Below are 18424 nucleotides of genomic sequence, written 5' to 3' on the forward strand. Positions count from 1 at the left end.
ACTTATTATTATTTTTGTTATTACTATTATGCAGGAATATAAGTTAGATCAATATAAGCTGCTGCTGTAGCGCGTGCTTTCTTCCAGCGAATGTAACGTTCTGCGCGAATTAGCACTAAGTTATTTTCCCATGCGCTTACTAGATCCCCAGCGGTATTAGTATAAGATGCTGAATCATTAACGCTAAGATCAACACCGCCCTCATCTGCAACTAAGATATCACTAGGACGCATCAGAACAACTTTAGTTTGAAGTGTAGCTGAGTTACTAGTAACTACAGGCAGACCAAATAGAGTACGTTGATTATTAATAAGTCCTTGCATGCCCTCATATACAGGACGGCCCATGGCGTCTTTCATCATTCCCAAATTAATTGCAGAAATTTCAGACATTACAAAGTAACAACCCTCGAAACCGCCATATTCTGAGAATGTCGCAATTATAGTGCTTGCTGCTTTATCGATTGCATCTACAAAACTTAATGTATTATCTAGCGGAATTGCAGTTACACCGTTCAAAAGTGATGCAGGTACATCAGCGGTTTCAGCTTGAGTAGCATCAAATAGAGTATCATCGATGCGGCTAGCGATTTCTTTAACAAGATCGTCACGAACTAAAAGTTCAGCAGATGGTGTAGAGAAACGCGCTAGTTCTTGTGAAATAGGTACAATAGCAGCAATCTTAGCAAAGCCTAACGATACAGAACTAAGAGACATTCCAGTTTTAGGTTTTACTTGACCTTCACCAACCCAGTTTGCATTAGTGCCGCTGTTAGCAACGGAAATTTTGGTATTAAAGGGTACGTTGCGAAAACCTTGAATCTTGCCAAAAACGGTAGCTGGGCGAAGCAATTCAACAAATTCATCAACAAGATGAGTATCATTAACGAGTGGCCCACCCCATACTTCACTATCAGTCATACCTACAGCTTTAGCTTTGAAATATTCAGCTACAGCGGGAGTATTTTCGAATTTTTTAGCGATCTCAGCAGCAAGTTGGGGATTGCCTTTTGTCGCAGCCATTAAGCCAGCGATACGTGCAAAGCCGACGCCTTGTTCTGCATCTTTATGCTTTTTGATATTAAAGGAAGATGGTGCATATGATTTAGTGGTTTCAACTACATCACTAGCATTCTCTGCGCTCATCTTTTCTAAGTCTTGAATACGCTTTAGCTGAGCGTCTAGAGACTTAACTTCAGTTTCTAGAGTCTCATACTGTGCAGTCTGTGCTTCATCTAGAGTTGCATCTTCACTAGTTAAAAGAGTTTCCATTGATTTAACTTTGTCAGCACGCGCAGCTTTAATGTTTTTAATTTGTTCTGCAAATTTCATGTTATTATTTTCCTTATTGTTATTATAATTAACTTTTATATATTTAGTCTTTTCAAAATCATGAAGCTGACGCGCTTCTTCTTTTTCAATTTCTTTATTTTCAATTACTGTTTGTTCTTGTACTTCAATTACGTCTACATTATTATTATCTAATGCAGTAGTTAAATCTTTTTGATTAGCTGACGCGCTATCGTAAGATTTAATAATTTCTATAGTTGCTGCTGAATTGCAGGGGATAGTGACTAGCGATAATTCAAATACTTCAGTTGACGTATATAAGATGCCGCCATGTTCTATATTTTTCATCTCACCAGTGGGTCTAAAACCGATGCTTACACCTCTCACCAGTCCCGCTTTAACTGATTGCCAAGCCTCATCACAGCGGTCTTTAAGCGTTCCTTTTTCTTCAATATTCGCTATACGTGCAACAAACTTGATTCCTTCATCAGTTGGATTCTCAAAATAAACAGTGCCAACCGGCTTTTCATGATCATGATGAAATAGAAGAGGTAACGGATTTTGAAAAGTAACACCGTTACTATCAATTACATCAAAAACCCTGTCAGGGGATGGAGTTGTAGCTATACCGCTTATTACTCGTTCATCTGTTTCAGAATCGATGTATTTCTTATTAACTGTAAGAATTGAATATGCTTTATTTGCCATTTTTATTATTATTCTCTTTAATTCTATTTATACTTTTAATTCATATAAAGTTATTTATACTTTTAAAAAAAGAAAAACTGTCCATTAGCTTTCTTTGATGTGTGTTTATTATCTGCACATCCCCGCGACATTGCAGCGGCAACTATTCCATCTATTCGATGGGTAGCTTTATTCTTATTGAATATTCTGTTGTCTTGTCGATCTGCTTCTATCACTGCCCCACTTACACACCAGCGAGTAGCGGGATTCTTTTGAAATGTAATTGATTGATCGAGAATATCTTTTTCAATTAAATCAATACTATGAGGCATCCAGAGGCCGTTTTGGCTTTTACCATAGCCCTGGCCATGACTAATTAATTCAATATCAACAGCGAACTCATCAAGGAAAGGGGTTAGATGTGAAATGCGGTAAGGGTCAAATGCTATTGCTTTTATTTCAAATAACTGTTGTAACTCTGCAAGACGTATCGCAATGTCTCTATAATCGACGCTCTGACCGCTGGGGGCATGCATAAAGTTTTGTGTTACCCACGCCGCATAGGGTACGTGATCCCTACGTGAGCGCTCTTCTAATGTGTCGCCAGGTGTCCAATACTCAATGATGACTTTTTGGATTTCAGGAAAATATAAAGCAAGCGCTGTTAAATCTTTTGTCCCTGACAAATCCAAACCGCCATAACATTCTAATCCCTGTAATTCATCATAATTAAAATCACTCCATACCTTCTCGAATACATCGCTAGTAATCCAAGGGTCTATAGCGTCTACCCACTCACAGAAATTAAGTCTTCGTACAATAGATTCTTTTGAAGGCATACCGCGTGCGCTATCGACTTGCTCTTTTAAATAGTCATACTTTATTGTATGACCTAAACTTGGATTAGCTTTACCCCAACACGACTCATCTTTGAACGGGTCATCACCTTTGTCCAAGGAACATATATAAGTGAAAAACGTGTCATCATTTATTACTTGTGCAGCAATTTTTTTACAATGATCGTGATATTCATAACACACTGATGATCTATCGTGACCGCTGTTTGTAATCATGAAAATTAAAGGTTGTTCACGGCCTTTCGTGCCTGCTATCATCATCTCTATTAAGTCTGAACTTTTGTGTTCATGTAGCTCATCGATCAATGCAATGTGTGGTCGTGGCCCTGATTGCCCACCTTCCGATGAAATGGGCTTAAAGAATCCGCCGTTGAACGACATATTCCATACTGGATTTTTACCACTTAGATGAATTGCAGAACTTAAAGACGGTGACTGCTGCACCATTTTAGTAGCGTCGCGAAATAAGATCTGGGCTTGATCTTTCTTAGACGCTGCTGCATAAATCTCTGCCGATCCCTCACGATCTGCAATCAATCCATAAAGTCCAATACCAGCAGCTAGCGGGCTTTTACCGCTACCCTTTCCGCTTTCTATATACGCCTTTTTAAAGCGTCTCTTATCATTGTTTGTACGTAACCACCCGAATAAATTTCCAATAATAAAGCACTGCCAATCAAGCAATTTGAAAGGTTTATTTTCGAATTCACCGCCGTTTAATTTCAAAACATTTTCAAAGAATCTAAACACTCTTTCTGCTGACTCTTCATCGAAATAGAAACCGAGTTCATTTGCTTTTAATAAGTCATCTAGATGGCGAGTACATGCATTCCTTATGTCAGGTCCAGCTATGATTTCTTTTTTGACTACAGCTAAAGCGTAAGCATGAGTTCGATGATTATTCTTGCCCAACAATTTCAGATTATTTTCTATTTTTGTTATTTGTGTTTTATTCATTATTATTATAAGAACTCGTCTAGCGGGTCTTCATCTCCTTTTGCGCTACCATCGGTGTTAAATTTCGAACGGGAGGATGGTGTTAATCCGAACTCTACAAGCCAAGCGCGCAAGCGCTTGTCTGCGTCCGACAATTCAGCTACAGCAGGATTTCTTTTAATAAGTGTTGATCCTGTGCGATCTGTACTGATAAACGTGCGTCCATTAATTGCTATTTCTTCGCGTAGTTCTCTGATGTCTGCGTAGACTTCACACAAAGATTCAAGCGCTATTTCGTCTGTGATCTGCACTACTTTAGTGTGCGAATAATGCTCAACAATGCGAAGCCAAGCCTCTTTAGCTCTCTCTGAAAGATGTGATGGGGGTTCAAAATTTTGAATTACATCGCTTTCGATTTCATTTTCGTTAAGTGGTCTACCGCCTGGATTTCCAGCAGCACGTTTAACATCAGTGGGTTTCGGTCTTCGTCCCGCCATATTTTCTAATCTCCTAATTATTAGTATTTATAGAAATTAGAAATTAAGGTGGTGGCTAAGAATGAGCTTAAAGGTGGGTAACTTTGGAAGATCTTAAAAATTGCTATAACTTGTTGATAACATTAACTAATTTCTTAAAAGGTGCTGCCAAATTAGGTTTAGATTTCGCTTTTATGCAAACGAATGAGGATGTGGGATGTTCGCTTGCGTTCGATACACAGAAACAACATATCCCCCCACTTTTATAGACAATCGACACATTTATAAATTAAAATTATTATACAGGATGCAAATGATAATGTTTGTTATAACAATGATGCAAAGCTAAAAGCCGCGCGGTCTGTATCAAATTTAATAGCATCCGTTTTGTACGTGCGCTCTATAGTAGAGCTATCATCTAATGTCATTGTGATCTTAACTGCATCAACATAAACATCACTAAAAGTTTCAGCATCAAATGATTTAATCTTAGTCTTGATAATGCTCATGCTTTGAATATCCATTTTATTTGTTGTAGTGATGATCTAGACTAAGCGGGTTACCGTCGATGTCACAGCCGATAGCATTCACGCCCTGTTTTTCTAGTCGTTGCTTGTAGCTGTCATGATGAAACTTACATAGTGATTGTAAATTGTCAGGATCATACATTAATTCTAAATTACCCTTGTGAGGTATCACGTGATCAACGACTGTTGCTTGTGTGTATCTCTCATCGAATAGAATACAGTAAGCGCAAAGGGGTTCTTTGTTTAATTGTTGTAGTCTGAGTTTCCTCCAGCGGCTACAGTTATACAACTTACCGTATCTCTCCCTTGCTGTATCATTTCCTATATTCTTGTTATTACTTGTCATATATTATTATTGTCTCTAAAAGTTTATTTCCTTTACTGATGTTATTAAAAGCGGGTATTACTTGTAGATTCCAAGGTACATGTAGACCTGATACGTTTTCACCATTAATAGGAACTATATGATCAACATGATGTTTAATACCTGTTTCTTTAGTAAGTTGAGTAGATTCTTCATAGTACCTTAACATCTGATCATTCCAGTTTTTGTTTAGATTGCGTTCCCGCAACTCACAATTACTTCTATGTAGATTAAATTGAGCACGATTATTCTTTTGATATTCCTTTATCTTTTCAGCGTGTCTATGTCTATATTTCTTTTTGCCTATTTTAATTTTTTCAACGTTATCGATTCTGTATTTCTTTATCTTATCAGCCTTATCTATTTTGTATTGTTTATCTAATATATCTCTACATGCAATACAATCCGCTTGTTGTGTTCTGCGTTCTGATAAATGACCGCGCTTACATTTCTTACCGGTATAATAACGTTTCAATCCTTGCGCCTTAGCTTCTGCTCTTGTAATTATCTTATTCATGTTAAATGTTTTCCGTTGTTATGTAGTTATGAGAACATCAAATCTTATTTTGTAAAGCTTCAAAATTACTTATAGTCATCTTCTTTATCTCTCATTAATTTTTGTAAAATAATCTCTGCTAATTCATATTCACCGGATTCCATTAGCTCATTATATAAGCCGCTGTTCATTGCTTAATATCTTCCAAAAACAATGCACGTTCATCAGTACGTCTGTTCACTAATCCTTGAATTCTCTGACCACCTGCATGAACCCACTTTAGAAATTCATTAGCTGCTGTTTGATAATCCGATTGATTTAATTTCTTTAGTAGTGTCGATGTTTTAAATGCGTGACTACCCACATTATATGTAAATGAGACTAATGCATTATATTGTGATTGAGATAGATAAACTTTAACTGATTCATTTACTGCATTCTCGAATGTTTCTAAATCCTGAATCATTTGATTGATTGCTTGATGTTCTGTTACTACATCATCAGATTTAACGTGTCTGTCATGAATTCGTGTAGAGCCATACCCAATCGTCCAAATTCCAGCAGAATCTTTATATGCAGTTGTACTAAAACCTTCATGTTGCTTGATGAAATTAATTCCTGCTTCATCTATTTTTCTTTTAAATTCTATTTCGTTATACATTATTATCTGCACCTTGTTGATGCAGATATTTATTCTTTTTAAACTTTCAACACAGTACCATCCATTAATTTTATTTCTTTTGATTTTACTTCATCTTCATTATCTTGATTCGTAAGCATGACGTTCTGTTCATCAATCAATCTTACTAATTCATCGATGGCTCTTGTTTGATCTTTGATTACAATTGTTAGTTCTGTTTGTGCTGCAACTAACTGTGCAAGTAATTCGCTATTGTCTACCATTATTGTTATCTCCTATTTCTTTCTTTATTTATGTTTATTCTTTTTATATTTGTTTTGATGTAGAGATAGATAGACACATGCGAGAATGGGGATATGAATCGATTTAAAAGGTTTTAGCTATTTACTGGTATGTTGGTATGGGTAGAGAACTTAGGGGCTTAAATCGTATGATATTGATTGATGTGGGGCTTGAATGGGTATTTGATTGATACATCTATGTACAGTAGTTCTATACGGCTCTATACATCGTTTTAAAGCGTTTTAGTGTTACCCCTAATGCTACTATTACTTTTGGATTTAAATGGCTTACATCTAATCATAGACAGTCATTGTAATGCTTATAGCTTTTATTTTCTAAATTGATGTGCATCACTAAATTACAGACAAAAAGAATCCCGCTTAAGCGGGATTCAATTATATCTAAATTAACAATAAAAAGAATTAGTTTTGAATTTCAATCACTACTCACTATGTGTATTCACTAATCGGAGAACCCAGGTTTATAACAATGATTGATACCCCTTTAAAATATCAATCACTAAATTACTTTACTACAAATTCTATATCTGTCTATCTATTTATAAATCTTAAATCACTTATCGAATGATTCATTTAGTGAACGTTGATGCTCATCAATTAGCGCTTGAGCATGATCTATATCTTTCTTTATCAAATCTTGAAGATTCCACTTTGAAATTGTTTCAGCTTCGCGGGATGCATTACGTTCAATAATATTTATACTTTCTTTCATTTGCTGCTGTGACTCATTCAATACTTTAATATTTTCGATATAATCTTGAAAATCTTTTTCAATTCGATTGTAACGAATTTCCTGCTGTTTAATTATCTGTTCCTGATGTTCTTGTTGCTGTTCACGTATGTCATCACGAAATGAATTGATTCTAAATTCTTGGATTGCTATAGCAGAAACTAGAGCAATGACACCCATCCACTTGTAACTGCCTAATATATTTTTAATCATTTACCAATTCTTCTATTATCTTATTAGATTTTATTTTGTTATCTTTCTCGGTGACTACTCTTAAATTCCAGTGGACATGTAAGCCACTTACCTTCTCGCCGTTCAAGGGTACTATATGGTCAACGTTATGTTGGATTCCTGTCTCTTGCGTCAGTCTGTTTGACTCTTCATAATATTTCAGTATATTTTCATTATATCGACCGCCTAAAGTACGTTCTTTAAGTTGAAAGTTTTTAGAATGGAAGTTGAACTTAGCTGCATTTTCTTTTTGATAATCTTTCATATTTCCTTTAATTCTATCTACATTGTCTCGATAATATTCTTTGGCATACTTCTTAGCTTTCTCTGCATTGTCTCGACGATAATCTTTAATTTTCCCTGCATTGTCTCGACGATAATCATTCCAACGTTCTTTATCACACTCTACGCAACTCCGGTTATTAACAAGTCTTTCAGCTACATGACCTCGTTTACAGGGCTTACCAGTATAATACCTTTTCAACCCCTGTGCTTTAGCTTCTTTCTTCGTAATAATATTATTCATCGTCCAATGCTCTCCTTTGTTATATTTATAATATGAGAACACCGATTTATGATTTGTCTAGTCTTCAACTTTCTTTTTAAATTGTCTCATCATCCTTTTCAGTTTCAATATCCGCCTGTTTCTCTTTGGCCTTTTGCTCTTCTATCTTTTTAAGTTGTGCTTTGTTAACGCGCTCAGCTTCTTGTTGCTTGTGTAAATTGTCCACCTCTTCAAACGCTTTCTGTAATTTTTCAGGTAAAATAGTTTTAATCAGGCTCTTAATATAGGAAACAACTGAATCGGTGCCGTGAAGAGCTACGGAGATACCCACGATGGTGGCAAAATTTGGATCAATCGATAAAAGTAATGCAATAGGTTCTGATGATGCAACAAGGATCAATGTTAACGCTGATTGCCTACCCATTTCTACGTAAGTGGGTCGGGGGGGTGGTGGTTGCTTTAGCAGTATCAAGATGCGGACTAAGGCCGCAATAAGTGCAGCGATGAAATAGGGCTGAGATATATTTGCAAGTAGTAGTAGCTCGAACATTATGTGGTTTCTTCTTATTATAGTTATTATTATATGTCTTACACGTAATTACCTGTTTCGGTTTTGTGATGCGACTGAATTGTGGGGTTTAGATCTTATATGTATTTATGTAAATCTATATGCCTTGTCTCATTATGTCTTATTTGAACAAGTCACATTAAAGCGAAAATTCATCGATCTGAGTGGCTTTAGACGGAATTGGCTATCTACCTATTGGTTTTGTACGAAATGGCTTTAAATCGGTTGTTATGGCGATTGTATGGGTATTTTTCTATTTGATGGCGCACTGTAACAAGTAAATTTGAGCGCGCACTATTGCATGTGATAATTATTTTAGTGGTTTTGTATATCACTGATGTGTCTTGTGATGTGATGTATGTAAAAGCTCTATAGATGCCTGTAGTTCGATATGAGTGGGTTTAGATGTAATTGGCTACGTAGGTATGGGTTTTGTATTGAATGGCTTTAAATCGATTAATTGGTGGCTTGTATGGCTTATAGATGCATGTGATGTTATTAAAATGAATTATTTGTTTTTATGGGTTTATACAACACCCGCATTTGTCAAAGACAAGCATACATACTAAGCAGCAATGCGCGTGTGTATGCGCGTTGATGTGTGTATGTATGCATCGTGCTATTCATTTACGAATGAGTGAAACGAATGAGTCAATGAATTAGCCGATCTTATTATTGTTTTGTAATTCATTAGTAATTGATTAATAACAATAATGGATGATCAATCCTCGATTCGTTCGTTTCACTCACATCATCTCGAATTGCTCTTGCAACTGCATGTCATATACGTGTTTCTCGTTTCACTCAAAACAGTCTATGACACGCATTTGCTTTTCTATTGATGAGTTGGTTTTTATATTAATAGAGCACCCAAATCACAACACCTATTAATTACACATTATATTTTTGGCGAGGTTTCCTAAGAAGTATTATTAGGAATTGTCGCCATTTTTAGATTAAGTGATTAACTAGCAATAGTGGCCGCGCAAATTTATTTTACATCACCCTTGAAATTGAATTTGTTGCCCCCGTATTAGTGGTATACAGAGCATAAAAATAATTATGTATGGGTATAAAGATTATTTTTACAAGCTAAATACAAATACAATCATTCTATCAAACATTAAGGTATGTAAAATGAACTCATCTAACAACACAATCAATTTATACAATACAGTCGCGGGTAGTGGTAAATCATCAAAGGCACGTACTGATATTGCTGAATCTAAAAACAAAACCCTCGTAATTGTTCCTTCACGAAACCTCTGTAATGAGTGGAAAGAAAAGCTTATCGAAATTGATAGTGATATATCTATCAAGCTAATTTATCGTGACGATAAGAAAGAAGGAATGTCTTCATCATCTACAAAACGTTTTCTAAAAGAAATGGTTGATAGTGAATCACGTGTTGTCATTACTACTCATGCAACATTCAACTTAGCAGTTAGAGATGGTTTCAAACTGCTTGATCAATACGATCTCTATATTGATGAAGCTATGAACACACATGAAATTCATGATTTTAGATTCTATAAAGATGGTTTCAATTACATCAAAAATTATGTTGATTTCAAAGCTGATGCAAATACTAATTTATATCGTGTCGTTGCTAATCGTGAACTAGATAACAGAATGAAAGGTATAGCGAGCGGTGATGAATCGAAAGTTGATTCGATCATGAATGATAAAGAGGGTAAGTTTAAATCATTATTCACTTTCTTATTAAGCGCAGGTCATGACACATACGTATCTAAAGAAACAGTTGAAAAATTTGAAAGTATAAACGATGGTACTGAAACAACTACAACAGAATTCGGTTTAGTTTCAGTTGTTAAGCCTGACATTTTCAAACAATTCTCATCAGTTACTATCTTAAGTGCTTTCTTTCACTTCACTGAGTCATATCATGTTTTGAAATTTTTGGGGTATGACTTTGTTGAACTTGAAAAGTCTCTTACTCATGATCGTGAAAACATTCACATTCACTATTACATCAATAGAAATTTCACTGCAAAAATCCGTGATGAAATGAAAAACTCAAGGGGCAATGGAATCATTGATTACATGCTTGAACATGCTATGTCTGTTATTCAAAATGAGAAATATATAGCGTGTATGAATGATTCATCTATAGACAAACTTAAAGGTAACTATGAAGTTGTGAACGCGCCTCACGGCTTGAATGACTATGACACTATTCAGCATGCTATTAAATTTCAAAGCGCTAATGCCAATTCATCAGTTGCATCTGCGTTTCTATCAATTTTTGGTATCACTAGAGACATAATCGATAGAGATAGAAATGTTTTGCTTGCGTATCAGTTTGTCATGCGTACTTGTATTCGTAACCGCGCCGCTGCTTATGCAAATAAAGTTGTTAACTTGTTTGTTACTGATAAGCGACATGCAGAATTTTTACAACAAGCATTCACTAACGCAACTATTAGTAAACACGATGTACCCCAGATTTTGAGTATTATGAAAGCATACAACATTAACGATAATGTTAAATCTACAATTCCTAAATCGGCATACGATTTTAAATCTAAATTTGAAGCAAAAATCAAAAACAATCTAAAAATTACTGATAAATCTTTAAAGAAATATCATGAAATAATGGATGAATTCTATCCAACTTATATCAAATTAATCTAATCTAATCGGAGAATAATATGAAAAACGAAAACAAAAAAACTATTCACATTACTGTAGAACGCAAAGAACTAGATCGTGTTGGTGATATCGCACGTGAACACAACATGACTATCACTGACGTTATCAATTTGTATATGCAGAAAACCACATCAGAAATGGTAGGAAAGCTTCTTGATGAATAAATTATAGAACAAGCCCCGCTGAGGGGCTTTTCTTATGCTCGCTTATAATTCATAAAATCATTGATCGAATGATTGCACCACCCTGCCCTCTCCCCTTTTCATAAATACATATCCAGCATTTAGAAAATAAGGATAGATATGAAAGCAGTTGTATATTCAAAAGAAAATTGTGGTTATTGCGTTCGCGTGAAAGCACTACTGAAAAATAAAGGCGTTGATGTCGAAGAAATACTAATTACTGATGAGAACAAGCAACAAGCGATAGACGCGCTTACAGCAGCAAATGATGGTGTTCAAGTCGTCGTTAAGCAAGTACCCCAAGTGATTTTAGAAAATAAATTCATTGGGGGTTATCAGCAAGTTTGTCAACATTTTGGCATCAATGTTTGAATTCTAAAAACATGCATAAAAACAGCTAAAATTAGCACTTTTTTCAATAATACATAAATACATATGTAAGCAAAACGGAGAACTTACATATGTCTACTAACAACAAACAAACAACAACCACTTTAAATTCTAAAACCTACACTCACACGGACGCTTGTAAGCGTTGTAAGACGTTTGAACGCTATATACAGCGTGATGTATGTGTAGCTTGTAAGAAAGCTGACAACAGCAAATTCAGGACTACAAACGAAAATTATATGAAAGATTATTTTTCTGATCTAGATAACAAGCTGACTAATAAATTATATCTTTCTATGTATCGTCAACTGAAAACCATGAAACGTTTAAAAATTGATAGTGAGATTAATAGCATTGTAAACGCATTTCATCATGTTGATTATACGTTAGCTGAATTGAAAGCTCATTTAGAAAGTAAGTTTGTCGGTGAGATGAAATGGGAAAATTACGGTGATGTATGGGAATTAGATCATATTATTTCAATCAATTCCTGCGTTAAGAATAATATTTTAGATTTTAATATGGTTCATTCATTAGTTAATTTACAACCACTTTTCTCAGCACACAACAAACAAAAACGTTGTAAGTCGATGCAAGAATTTTTATCAAACAATGCATCACTGTCATCTTTATACACTCAATAAGGAATTTAAAAAATGAAAGCATCTGACATTAATTATTACGAATTAACTGATGAAGAAATCCAAGATTATAAAGATCAGCTTCAAATTAAAAATTTAAATGATGATGTGACTGAATCAGAAATTCGTAATAACGTCAAAAAAGATTTGAACTTTGCGTATGATCATTTCACATTTCATGCAAGAGATCTTTTTATAAACAAAGCATATACAACAATCAAAACTATGTTTACGGATAAATCAATTAAATTAAAAAGATTTCGTTTTAGATTTGAAAATCGGCACGGCTTTAATAACAGTGAAGAACTAATGATTCATACAATCTTAATTCACAATCCTGAATTTTTATTAATGCTGCATGAACAATATCATACTGTAGATCGTGTGCTTTATGCTTATAAAAAAATAGGTATGCACAACGTTGAAATTCATTATAAGAATTTTCAAATTAATGAAAATATATTGAAAGATGCATACTTTCAGAAACAGCTTAACAAATTGAAAATGATTGCACCATGATTTTAGATTAGAAAAATACCTTTAGAACACGACTTAACAAAAAACGGAGAAACAAAATGAAATCATCTGATATCAACTACTACGAATTAACTGATGAAGAGATTCAAGCGTATAAAGATGATATAAAATTAAATACTTTTAATAAAATTAAACATATGGTTCTATCTGATAGTGATGTGAAACATAATATACATTATGCATATTTTTATGTTAGTCGCTCTGCGAAAGATCATATGATCGGTAATTCTAGAAATAGTGCTATGTACAAATTAAAGAAATATTCTACATCATTTTATAAGCCCCTCGAATTGCAAAAATATGGTTGTAACTTTTATAATTTGCATGGCTTTGATGATAGTGAAGAACTGTTAGTACATTTAATAATGATTCATAATCCTGAATTTTTAATAACGTTACATGAAAAGTATCACACAATCGATAGAGTATTATGTATGTATAAAAAAATTGGTATGAATAAAATTGCATCTGTTTTTAAGGATTTTGAAATTAAAGATGAAATTGCTGATGATCCATATTTTCAGCGAGAACTTAGAAAATTAAAAATGATTGCACCATGATTCTTATGAAAAAGCCCCGTTAGGGGCTTTTTCAATGGTGACTAGATGATCATAAAAATTCTGCTATGCTTACATCATCTATCTTTTGTTGATTTTGACTATGAACAATCCGAATAAATTGAAAAAATTTGATTATAAGATTAAGCAGTCGTTAGACCTGACTAGCTATTATATTCAATTTGATATACGTCATGTAAATCATAGTGCGAAAATCGGGTTAACATATGCTGATACTTTAGAACTCTGGCTCACATATGCTGAAATGCCTGAAATTTTATCTAGTCATCTAGATGAGAAAATATGGGAAGCGCATCGAAAATATATACTTGCAATGTTAGCTGATCACTTTCATAAAGATATTAAATAACTATAACAACAAATGGAACAAGAAAGCATGAAAACATTAAAAATTCAAGGCGCAAAAATAGATAAAGATTATATCGAAAAATTTAAGCGCAAATTGAATGATAAAACTATTGATAGTCTAGACTTTTTTTCGACTGAAAAAAACCATGATGGTAATCCCATTTTATATTTGTATATTTTTCTGTATGATACGACTGCTATCGTATTATCATCATCAGAATCAGTAGTTGAAATTGATTTCAACAAATTGTTATGTAAACATCAAAAATATGATGACACTGATGAGGGTTTTGAATTATTTAAAAGTGATTATTTTAACGATACATTAGATATACCTTCGTTTGATAATACCATTTTGATGGATCTTTTGATTGTTCATGCGCCTCAATTTTTAAAATACACACTTATTAAAAATCCAGATATTTTAATGAATGCATATAAAAGCTTAGGCATTGAATTAATAAACAAATGCGGTGTAGAGCTCTTTGATAAAGATTTTGAAAGCATTGAAACGTTAGAACGTGCAGTTTTAAAACATAAATTGATTTATCCGTGAAAATTTATAACAAATATGAAAAAGCCCCTTAAGGGGCTTTTTCAATATGGTTTTAACTATTATGCTTTTTCGTCAATGATCCAGCTAACCACTTCTTCATTGCCAAATTCTGCTTTCCAGTTTTGAATTACTTTATGATTACCACCCCTCGTTTCAACAATCTCTTGAGTATGTGGGTTTTTGTATACCTTTAAAGTACGTTTTTTGCGTCCGTCATCACTGCTTGTAGCTTTCTTGCCCGATTTTGAAGCTGTGTAAGAAGGGTCTAGCATTTCACAAACGTCTTTATATACTTTCCCATATTCTGTCATGAGCGCTGTGAGCGCGTCTTTAAATTCTAATTCTTGCTTTAGCTCTTTGTTATTTTCTAAAGCTTGAAGCTCTTCTTGAAGCTGCTTTAACAGCTTTTCTTTTTCCATGTAATTGCTAAGTACTGACATTTTCTCACCCTGATTTTGAATTAATTTCAATCACACGTTTGATATTAATATCAAAATAACAACGAAGCAAGATGCCAAGCGTCTGCAAGATCGAAACGTCCTTTAGTTTTGCCGTATTTTGACAATTGTTCACGATCATCTTCTCGTACTGCATCAAGCATTGCTTGTTTGTCAGCCCTGCCGCTGCCAGTGGCTGCCTTTTTAAGCGCTGTGGGGGCTATCACAGCAACATCTATGCTAGCACGCATCAATCTATCAACGATGACGTAATGCAGTCCTGCTAGCGTCCTTGTTGCTTGCCCCACGCTAGCGTAGCTAAGCCCTTCAATTCTGACTGATGTGACTTTGTACAAGTCACACAAAAATTCTATACGGCTAGCTATTTCTGCTACACGCTTGAAGCTATCTAAAGCATCTGTTCTATCTAATTTCGTTTCTATAATTTCATGATGAATCATCGTTTGAGAATCATTATCGAATATGACAATACCTGTTTTTGTTAGTGATTGATCTATCCCACACTTTCTTGAAACTTTATTAATTTTTTTATTCATGCTTAAACGCCCATAGTTGTAGGGCTATTTAAGCTAATAATTTCGGGTCTATTTAATGCTAAATTCTGAAGGATTGACCATCTTTGAAATAAGCGTATAACAGTAAACATCACTTAGGAACACTATAAGACAATAACTAATACCAGTTGTTTAAAACATGCATAAAAACGGCTAAAATTGGCACTTTTTTCATTATGGAATAAATACATATGTAATCAAAACGGAGAACTTAAAAAATGACAAATAAAAATGCAATGCTAAACGACTTACTACAACATTATAAACAACATGGTACTGACTCGACTATAAAGCTTGCTGTTAAAAATGGGATTAAAAACCTATTGGAATTAGAAGATATTGTGGAATTTATAAATACTGAATACATCAAGCAACCAAACATTGAAGATGTCAAATTAGAAATTAAAAATTTTAAATTCTTGGATACAAAAGCAAAGGTTGAAACAACAGGATTTTCAAGTGAGCTAAGCTGGTTGAAACAGAATTTAAAATCTTTACTATATACATATACTTTTGATTTTGAAATGTTATTTGAGATTGAAACACCAGCATTTTCAGATTTATCACTTAATATTATTCTGGCAGGCAAGTCTACACTCGATTTAGGTTTTGAACGAGACTTTAATTTGTCGAGTGTAACTACCTTTTCGTATGATGATCTTATTTATTCTGTCAAGATTTTAAAAAACGATTTTTATGAAATGCTTAAGAATGTGTTGGATATAAATTTAGATAATTACACTAGATACATTGATACACAACTTACTAAAATGCAGATTAGATTTTGTATATTAAATCATTTAAAAACCAGTGATGAAATGAAAAACAGTTTTGATTCGGCACTTAACGAATGTGAATTTAATATAAGAGTTATTGAGCAATTTTAACAACTAAAAGTGTGTCACGCCTTGGCGTGACACTAATATAAATTCAAAATGGATGATACTAATGTGGGCGATATAACATTATTGACAGTAACTGAAACAGCAAAACTTTTATCTGTGCATAGATCGACAGTCTACCGCTTAATTTTAGAAGATTCAGAATTCCCAGCGGTTTACGAATTTGGATTCGGTAAGCGGTTTAATAAAGAAGATGTGTTGAATTATATACTAAGTAAACGCACATAACTACTTATATCACAAAAAACGGATAGCAAACATGACAACTAAAAAGAAAGCTAAAAAGAAACTTACGGATCGAGATATTGTAGAAAATCATATTGATTATATTAATAATGAATGGCCGCATCAGTGCCTGCGCCGCAAAACAAAAATTCGTGAAAGGGTCGGTGAAGTGGATGTCGGTAAAAGTGTATTGACGTATTTATGGAATAACGCTGATTGTGTAGAAAAATATTATTATGGTACGACGCGGGGAGCATTTCACTATTTTGCACCCATCGGCTTTAATGAATTTATTCAAAATTTAGTAAAGAGTGAACGTGAAATAGAAACAATGTTAGATAATCTTAATAAAGATTGACCAACATGAAAAAGCCCCTAGCGGGGCTTTTTCAATAATGATTCACTATCAACCATTTTACTCAACCACTTCATTCAATATATTTTCAATATAGTCTCCCCAGCTTTGCAACATTTTTCTTCTTTCATCAAGATAGTCAGCATGATTGTATGAACCACGAACTTTATCTTTTGTCGAATGTGCTAATTGTTTTTCGATGATATCAGAACGAAACCCTTTCTGATTTAACATTGTACTTGCTGTTGCTCGGTATCCGTGCGGGCCAAAACTCAAATCTGTTAGCCATTTTCTGTATTTTGTTATAGATGAATATACAGTTTTTGTACGCATGGGCTTGCTATTATCTAGAGCGTTCGGAAACACATATTCACTATTTGATGAATATTGCTTCATTTCTTCTAAAACATCTAAAGCTTGTGTTGAAAGCGGGACTACATGCGGAATTTCTTTCTTCATTCGATCCCCGCCTATCATTATAATATTTTCTTTAAAATCGATATCATTCCATTTCGTTTCGCAAAGCTCAATTGTTCTCATCATCGTTAATGCTAAAAACCTATTAGCAAGAATTGTTACTCTTTTCGCTTTAGAGTTTTCATATTCTTGAAAAAGTCGTGTTAGCTCATGATGTTTTAATGCTACTGAATGTTGTGTCTTTTTGGTTTTAATAGTGTCAACTGCTAAAGTCGGGTCTGATTCACATCTTAAATTACGTATCGCATATTTGAAAATTGAGTGAATAATACTTTTAACTTTATTTGCTACATGCTTTTTATCTTGTTCGCTTAAATCATTCATTATTAGATAAACGTCTTTACTTGTAACACGTGCTATCTTTTTATTTTTAATACGTGCATATATATCTCTATCGATCATAAGACGAACACGATTCGCATAACTTTCAGACCAGCTATCTTTTTCTTCATTAAACCATTTTTCAGCTACATCGACAAACGTATCATCAATTACTGCTATTAAAGAATCCTCTTGATCTTTGCGTTTAATCTTATCTGAAACATAAGCACGTGCTTCAGCTAATGAAACCGCTGGATAATTTCCAATTTTATGGAATGTATCTTTCGGCTTTCTCACGCGATGCAGAAACGTTTTCTTTCCTGTTTTTCTGACTAGAAGATACAGACCATTACCATCATGTAAACGATAGTCTTTCTCAGTGGCTTTAAGATTTTTAATTTGTGTAGCTGTTAGCTGTGTCATCTGTTGTACCCCATCGAAATTTTAAGGATCACCACCGGGTTTTGTACCCCAAATGTACCCCAATTTTATCAAGATGTACAACTACACAAACTACACTTAGAGACATGATAATTTAGAATTTATTTTGTTTTCAATAGCTTAGGTACGAATTTAGTGTTGCATGATGTTGCCCTATGTCTGGGTAACTGTTTCAATC

24 protein-coding genes and 1 pseudogene are annotated in these 18424 nt (G+C 34.1%); 10 read left to right on the forward strand and 15 right to left on the reverse strand.

The genetic code is table 11. The features are described 5' to 3' along the window. Positions 1-26 precede the first annotated feature (26 nt). The 12 genes and pseudogenes from J7J49_RS22435 to J7J49_RS05060 all read right to left on the reverse strand — a co-directional run bounded on the left by J7J49_RS22435 (position 27) and on the right by J7J49_RS05060 (position 8590). Positions 27-1331: a phage major capsid protein gene (locus J7J49_RS22435; RefSeq protein WP_285222405.1), complete on the reverse strand. Its 1305-nt coding sequence runs from the start codon at positions 1329-1331 to the stop codon at positions 27-29. 210 nt (positions 1332-1541) lie between these two features. Next, a pseudogene (locus tag J7J49_RS22440) lies at positions 1542-1997 on the reverse strand (HK97 family phage prohead protease); the annotation flags it as partial. A gap of 62 nt (positions 1998-2059) precedes the next feature. Further along, positions 2060-3790, reverse strand: a complete 1731-nt coding sequence (locus tag J7J49_RS05015; RefSeq protein WP_215090707.1) for a terminase large subunit — start codon at positions 3788-3790, stop codon at positions 2060-2062. Between the two features lie 5 nt (positions 3791-3795). Continuing rightward, positions 3796-4266 (reverse strand): phage terminase small subunit P27 family, encoded by a 471-nt coding sequence (locus J7J49_RS05020; RefSeq protein WP_215090709.1) that lies wholly within the window; start codon positions 4264-4266, stop codon positions 3796-3798. A gap of 305 nt (positions 4267-4571) precedes the next feature. Further along, on the reverse strand, positions 4572-4754 hold the full coding sequence (locus tag J7J49_RS05025; RefSeq protein WP_215090710.1) for a hypothetical protein: 183 nt from the start codon (positions 4752-4754) through the stop codon (positions 4572-4574). A gap of 16 nt (positions 4755-4770) precedes the next feature. Beyond that, the gene (locus J7J49_RS05030; protein ID WP_215090712.1) at positions 4771-5118 is read right to left on the reverse strand and encodes an HNH endonuclease signature motif containing protein; all 348 of its coding nucleotides are present in this window, start codon (positions 5116-5118) and stop codon (positions 4771-4773) included. Beyond that, positions 5108-5653 carry a hypothetical protein gene (locus J7J49_RS05035; protein WP_215090714.1) on the reverse strand — a complete coding sequence of 182 codons (546 nt, stop codon included), beginning with the start codon at positions 5651-5653 and terminating at the stop codon, positions 5108-5110. Before J7J49_RS05035 ends, J7J49_RS05030 begins: the two co-directional genes overlap by 11 nt. Positions 5654-5819: 166 nt before the next feature. Next, entirely contained in the window at positions 5820-6293 is a 474-nt protein-coding gene (locus J7J49_RS05040; protein ID WP_215090716.1) for a lysozyme, read from the reverse strand. A gap of 38 nt (positions 6294-6331) precedes the next feature. Then, entirely contained in the window at positions 6332-6535 is a 204-nt protein-coding gene (locus J7J49_RS05045) for a hypothetical protein (protein WP_215090718.1), read from the reverse strand. A gap of 592 nt (positions 6536-7127) precedes the next feature. Next, positions 7128-7517, reverse strand: coding sequence for a hypothetical protein (locus tag J7J49_RS05050; protein ID WP_215090720.1), 390 nt, complete (start codon positions 7515-7517; stop codon positions 7128-7130). After that, complete coding sequence (locus J7J49_RS05055; protein WP_215090722.1) at positions 7510-8061, reverse strand: hypothetical protein; 552 nt, start codon at positions 8059-8061, stop codon at positions 7510-7512. Before J7J49_RS05055 ends, J7J49_RS05050 begins: the two co-directional genes overlap by 8 nt. Before the next feature lie 76 nt (positions 8062-8137). Further along, a complete protein-coding gene (locus J7J49_RS05060) occupies positions 8138-8590 on the reverse strand; it encodes a hypothetical protein (RefSeq protein ID WP_215090724.1) in 453 nt (150 codons plus the stop codon). A gap of 1155 nt (positions 8591-9745) precedes the next feature. On the opposite strand from J7J49_RS05060, the gene J7J49_RS05065 reads away from it, so the two are divergent. From J7J49_RS05065 to J7J49_RS05095, 7 genes are all read left to right on the forward strand, one after another. After that, a complete protein-coding gene (locus J7J49_RS05065; protein ID WP_215090725.1) occupies positions 9746-11263 on the forward strand; it encodes a DEAD/DEAH box helicase family protein in 1518 nt (505 codons plus the stop codon). Between the two features lie 17 nt (positions 11264-11280). After that, a complete protein-coding gene (locus J7J49_RS05070; RefSeq protein WP_215090727.1) occupies positions 11281-11445 on the forward strand; it encodes a hypothetical protein in 165 nt (54 codons plus the stop codon). A 138-nt stretch (positions 11446-11583) separates the two neighbouring features. Next, complete coding sequence (locus J7J49_RS05075; RefSeq protein ID WP_215090729.1) at positions 11584-11835, forward strand: glutaredoxin family protein; 252 nt, start codon at positions 11584-11586, stop codon at positions 11833-11835. An 89-nt stretch (positions 11836-11924) separates the two neighbouring features. Next, complete coding sequence (locus J7J49_RS05080) at positions 11925-12497, forward strand: hypothetical protein (RefSeq protein WP_215090731.1); 573 nt, start codon at positions 11925-11927, stop codon at positions 12495-12497. A 12-nt stretch (positions 12498-12509) separates the two neighbouring features. Further along, the gene (locus J7J49_RS05085; protein ID WP_215090732.1) at positions 12510-13013 is read left to right on the forward strand and encodes a hypothetical protein; all 504 of its coding nucleotides are present in this window, start codon (positions 12510-12512) and stop codon (positions 13011-13013) included. A 56-nt stretch (positions 13014-13069) separates the two neighbouring features. Next, positions 13070-13591, forward strand: a complete 522-nt coding sequence (locus tag J7J49_RS05090; RefSeq protein WP_215090734.1) for a hypothetical protein — start codon at positions 13070-13072, stop codon at positions 13589-13591. A 394-nt stretch (positions 13592-13985) separates the two neighbouring features. Then, positions 13986-14513, forward strand: coding sequence for a hypothetical protein (locus tag J7J49_RS05095; protein WP_215090736.1), 528 nt, complete (start codon positions 13986-13988; stop codon positions 14511-14513). A 59-nt stretch (positions 14514-14572) separates the two neighbouring features. Here the strand turns inward: J7J49_RS05095 and J7J49_RS05100 are convergent, their stop codons facing one another. Next, positions 14573-14953 carry a histone-like nucleoid-structuring protein, MvaT/MvaU family gene (locus tag J7J49_RS05100; RefSeq protein ID WP_215090738.1) on the reverse strand — a complete coding sequence of 127 codons (381 nt, stop codon included), beginning with the start codon at positions 14951-14953 and terminating at the stop codon, positions 14573-14575. Positions 14954-15003: 50 nt separating this feature from the next. Further along, the gene (locus tag J7J49_RS05105; protein ID WP_215090740.1) at positions 15004-15507 is read right to left on the reverse strand and encodes a crossover junction endodeoxyribonuclease RuvC; all 504 of its coding nucleotides are present in this window, start codon (positions 15505-15507) and stop codon (positions 15004-15006) included. Between the two features lie 236 nt (positions 15508-15743). Between J7J49_RS05105 and J7J49_RS05110 the strand changes: the two genes are divergently transcribed. Genes J7J49_RS05110 through J7J49_RS05120 form a run of 3 tightly spaced genes read left to right on the forward strand, consistent with a single transcriptional unit; the run spans position 15744 to position 17010 of the window. Then, positions 15744-16412 carry a hypothetical protein gene (locus tag J7J49_RS05110; protein WP_215090742.1) on the forward strand — a complete coding sequence of 223 codons (669 nt, stop codon included), beginning with the start codon at positions 15744-15746 and terminating at the stop codon, positions 16410-16412. Between the two features lie 48 nt (positions 16413-16460). After that, a complete protein-coding gene (locus J7J49_RS22760) occupies positions 16461-16655 on the forward strand; it encodes a helix-turn-helix domain-containing protein (RefSeq protein ID WP_215090744.1) in 195 nt (64 codons plus the stop codon). Between the two features lie 31 nt (positions 16656-16686). Next, entirely contained in the window at positions 16687-17010 is a 324-nt protein-coding gene (locus J7J49_RS05120; protein WP_215090746.1) for a hypothetical protein, read from the forward strand. Between the two features lie 57 nt (positions 17011-17067). Here J7J49_RS05120 and J7J49_RS05125 read toward each other — a convergent pair whose 3' ends face one another. Continuing rightward, positions 17068-18228 carry a tyrosine-type recombinase/integrase gene (locus tag J7J49_RS05125; protein ID WP_215090748.1) on the reverse strand — a complete coding sequence of 387 codons (1161 nt, stop codon included), beginning with the start codon at positions 18226-18228 and terminating at the stop codon, positions 17068-17070. Between the last annotated feature and the right edge of the window lie 196 nt (positions 18229-18424).

The organism is Halomonas sp. ISL-56 (genome assembly GCF_018612805.1).
Lineage (GTDB): Bacteria > Pseudomonadota > Gammaproteobacteria > Pseudomonadales > Halomonadaceae > Vreelandella.

Coding starts and splice junctions, on each gene's coding strand:
- J7J49_RS05080 (WP_215090731.1), top strand. CDS start 11,925: ATGTCTACTAACAACAAACAAACAACAACCACTTTAAATTCTAAAACC.
- J7J49_RS05075 (WP_215090729.1), top strand. CDS start 11,584: ATGAAAGCAGTTGTATATTCAAAAGAAAATTGTGGTTATTGCGTTCGC.
- J7J49_RS05060 (WP_215090724.1), bottom strand. CDS start 8,590: ATGTTCGAGCTACTACTACTTGCAAATATATCTCAGCCCTATTTCATC.
- J7J49_RS05100 (WP_215090738.1), bottom strand. CDS start 14,953: ATGTCAGTACTTAGCAATTACATGGAAAAAGAAAAGCTGTTAAAGCAG.
- J7J49_RS22435 (WP_285222405.1), bottom strand. CDS start 1,331: ATGAAATTTGCAGAACAAATTAAAAACATTAAAGCTGCGCGTGCTGAC.
- J7J49_RS05015 (WP_215090707.1), bottom strand. CDS start 3,790: ATGAATAAAACACAAATAACAAAAATAGAAAATAATCTGAAATTGTTG.
- J7J49_RS05030 (WP_215090712.1), bottom strand. CDS start 5,118: ATGACAAGTAATAACAAGAATATAGGAAATGATACAGCAAGGGAGAGA.
- J7J49_RS05035 (WP_215090714.1), bottom strand. CDS start 5,653: ATGAATAAGATAATTACAAGAGCAGAAGCTAAGGCGCAAGGATTGAAA.
- J7J49_RS05065 (WP_215090725.1), top strand. CDS start 9,746: ATGAACTCATCTAACAACACAATCAATTTATACAATACAGTCGCGGGT.
- J7J49_RS05045 (WP_215090718.1), bottom strand. CDS start 6,535: ATGGTAGACAATAGCGAATTACTTGCACAGTTAGTTGCAGCACAAACA.
- J7J49_RS05040 (WP_215090716.1), bottom strand. CDS start 6,293: ATGTATAACGAAATAGAATTTAAAAGAAAAATAGATGAAGCAGGAATT.
- J7J49_RS22760 (WP_215090744.1), top strand. CDS start 16,461: ATGGATGATACTAATGTGGGCGATATAACATTATTGACAGTAACTGAA.
- J7J49_RS05120 (WP_215090746.1), top strand. CDS start 16,687: ATGACAACTAAAAAGAAAGCTAAAAAGAAACTTACGGATCGAGATATT.
- J7J49_RS05125 (WP_215090748.1), bottom strand. CDS start 18,228: ATGACACAGCTAACAGCTACACAAATTAAAAATCTTAAAGCCACTGAG.
- J7J49_RS05085 (WP_215090732.1), top strand. CDS start 12,510: ATGAAAGCATCTGACATTAATTATTACGAATTAACTGATGAAGAAATC.
- J7J49_RS05050 (WP_215090720.1), bottom strand. CDS start 7,517: ATGATTAAAAATATATTAGGCAGTTACAAGTGGATGGGTGTCATTGCT.
- J7J49_RS05025 (WP_215090710.1), bottom strand. CDS start 4,754: ATGAGCATTATCAAGACTAAGATTAAATCATTTGATGCTGAAACTTTT.
- J7J49_RS05110 (WP_215090742.1), top strand. CDS start 15,744: ATGACAAATAAAAATGCAATGCTAAACGACTTACTACAACATTATAAA.
- J7J49_RS05070 (WP_215090727.1), top strand. CDS start 11,281: ATGAAAAACGAAAACAAAAAAACTATTCACATTACTGTAGAACGCAAA.
- J7J49_RS05095 (WP_215090736.1), top strand. CDS start 13,986: ATGAAAACATTAAAAATTCAAGGCGCAAAAATAGATAAAGATTATATC.
- J7J49_RS05020 (WP_215090709.1), bottom strand. CDS start 4,266: ATGGCGGGACGAAGACCGAAACCCACTGATGTTAAACGTGCTGCTGGA.
- J7J49_RS05105 (WP_215090740.1), bottom strand. CDS start 15,507: ATGAATAAAAAAATTAATAAAGTTTCAAGAAAGTGTGGGATAGATCAA.
- J7J49_RS05055 (WP_215090722.1), bottom strand. CDS start 8,061: ATGAATAATATTATTACGAAGAAAGAAGCTAAAGCACAGGGGTTGAAA.
- J7J49_RS05090 (WP_215090734.1), top strand. CDS start 13,070: ATGAAATCATCTGATATCAACTACTACGAATTAACTGATGAAGAGATT.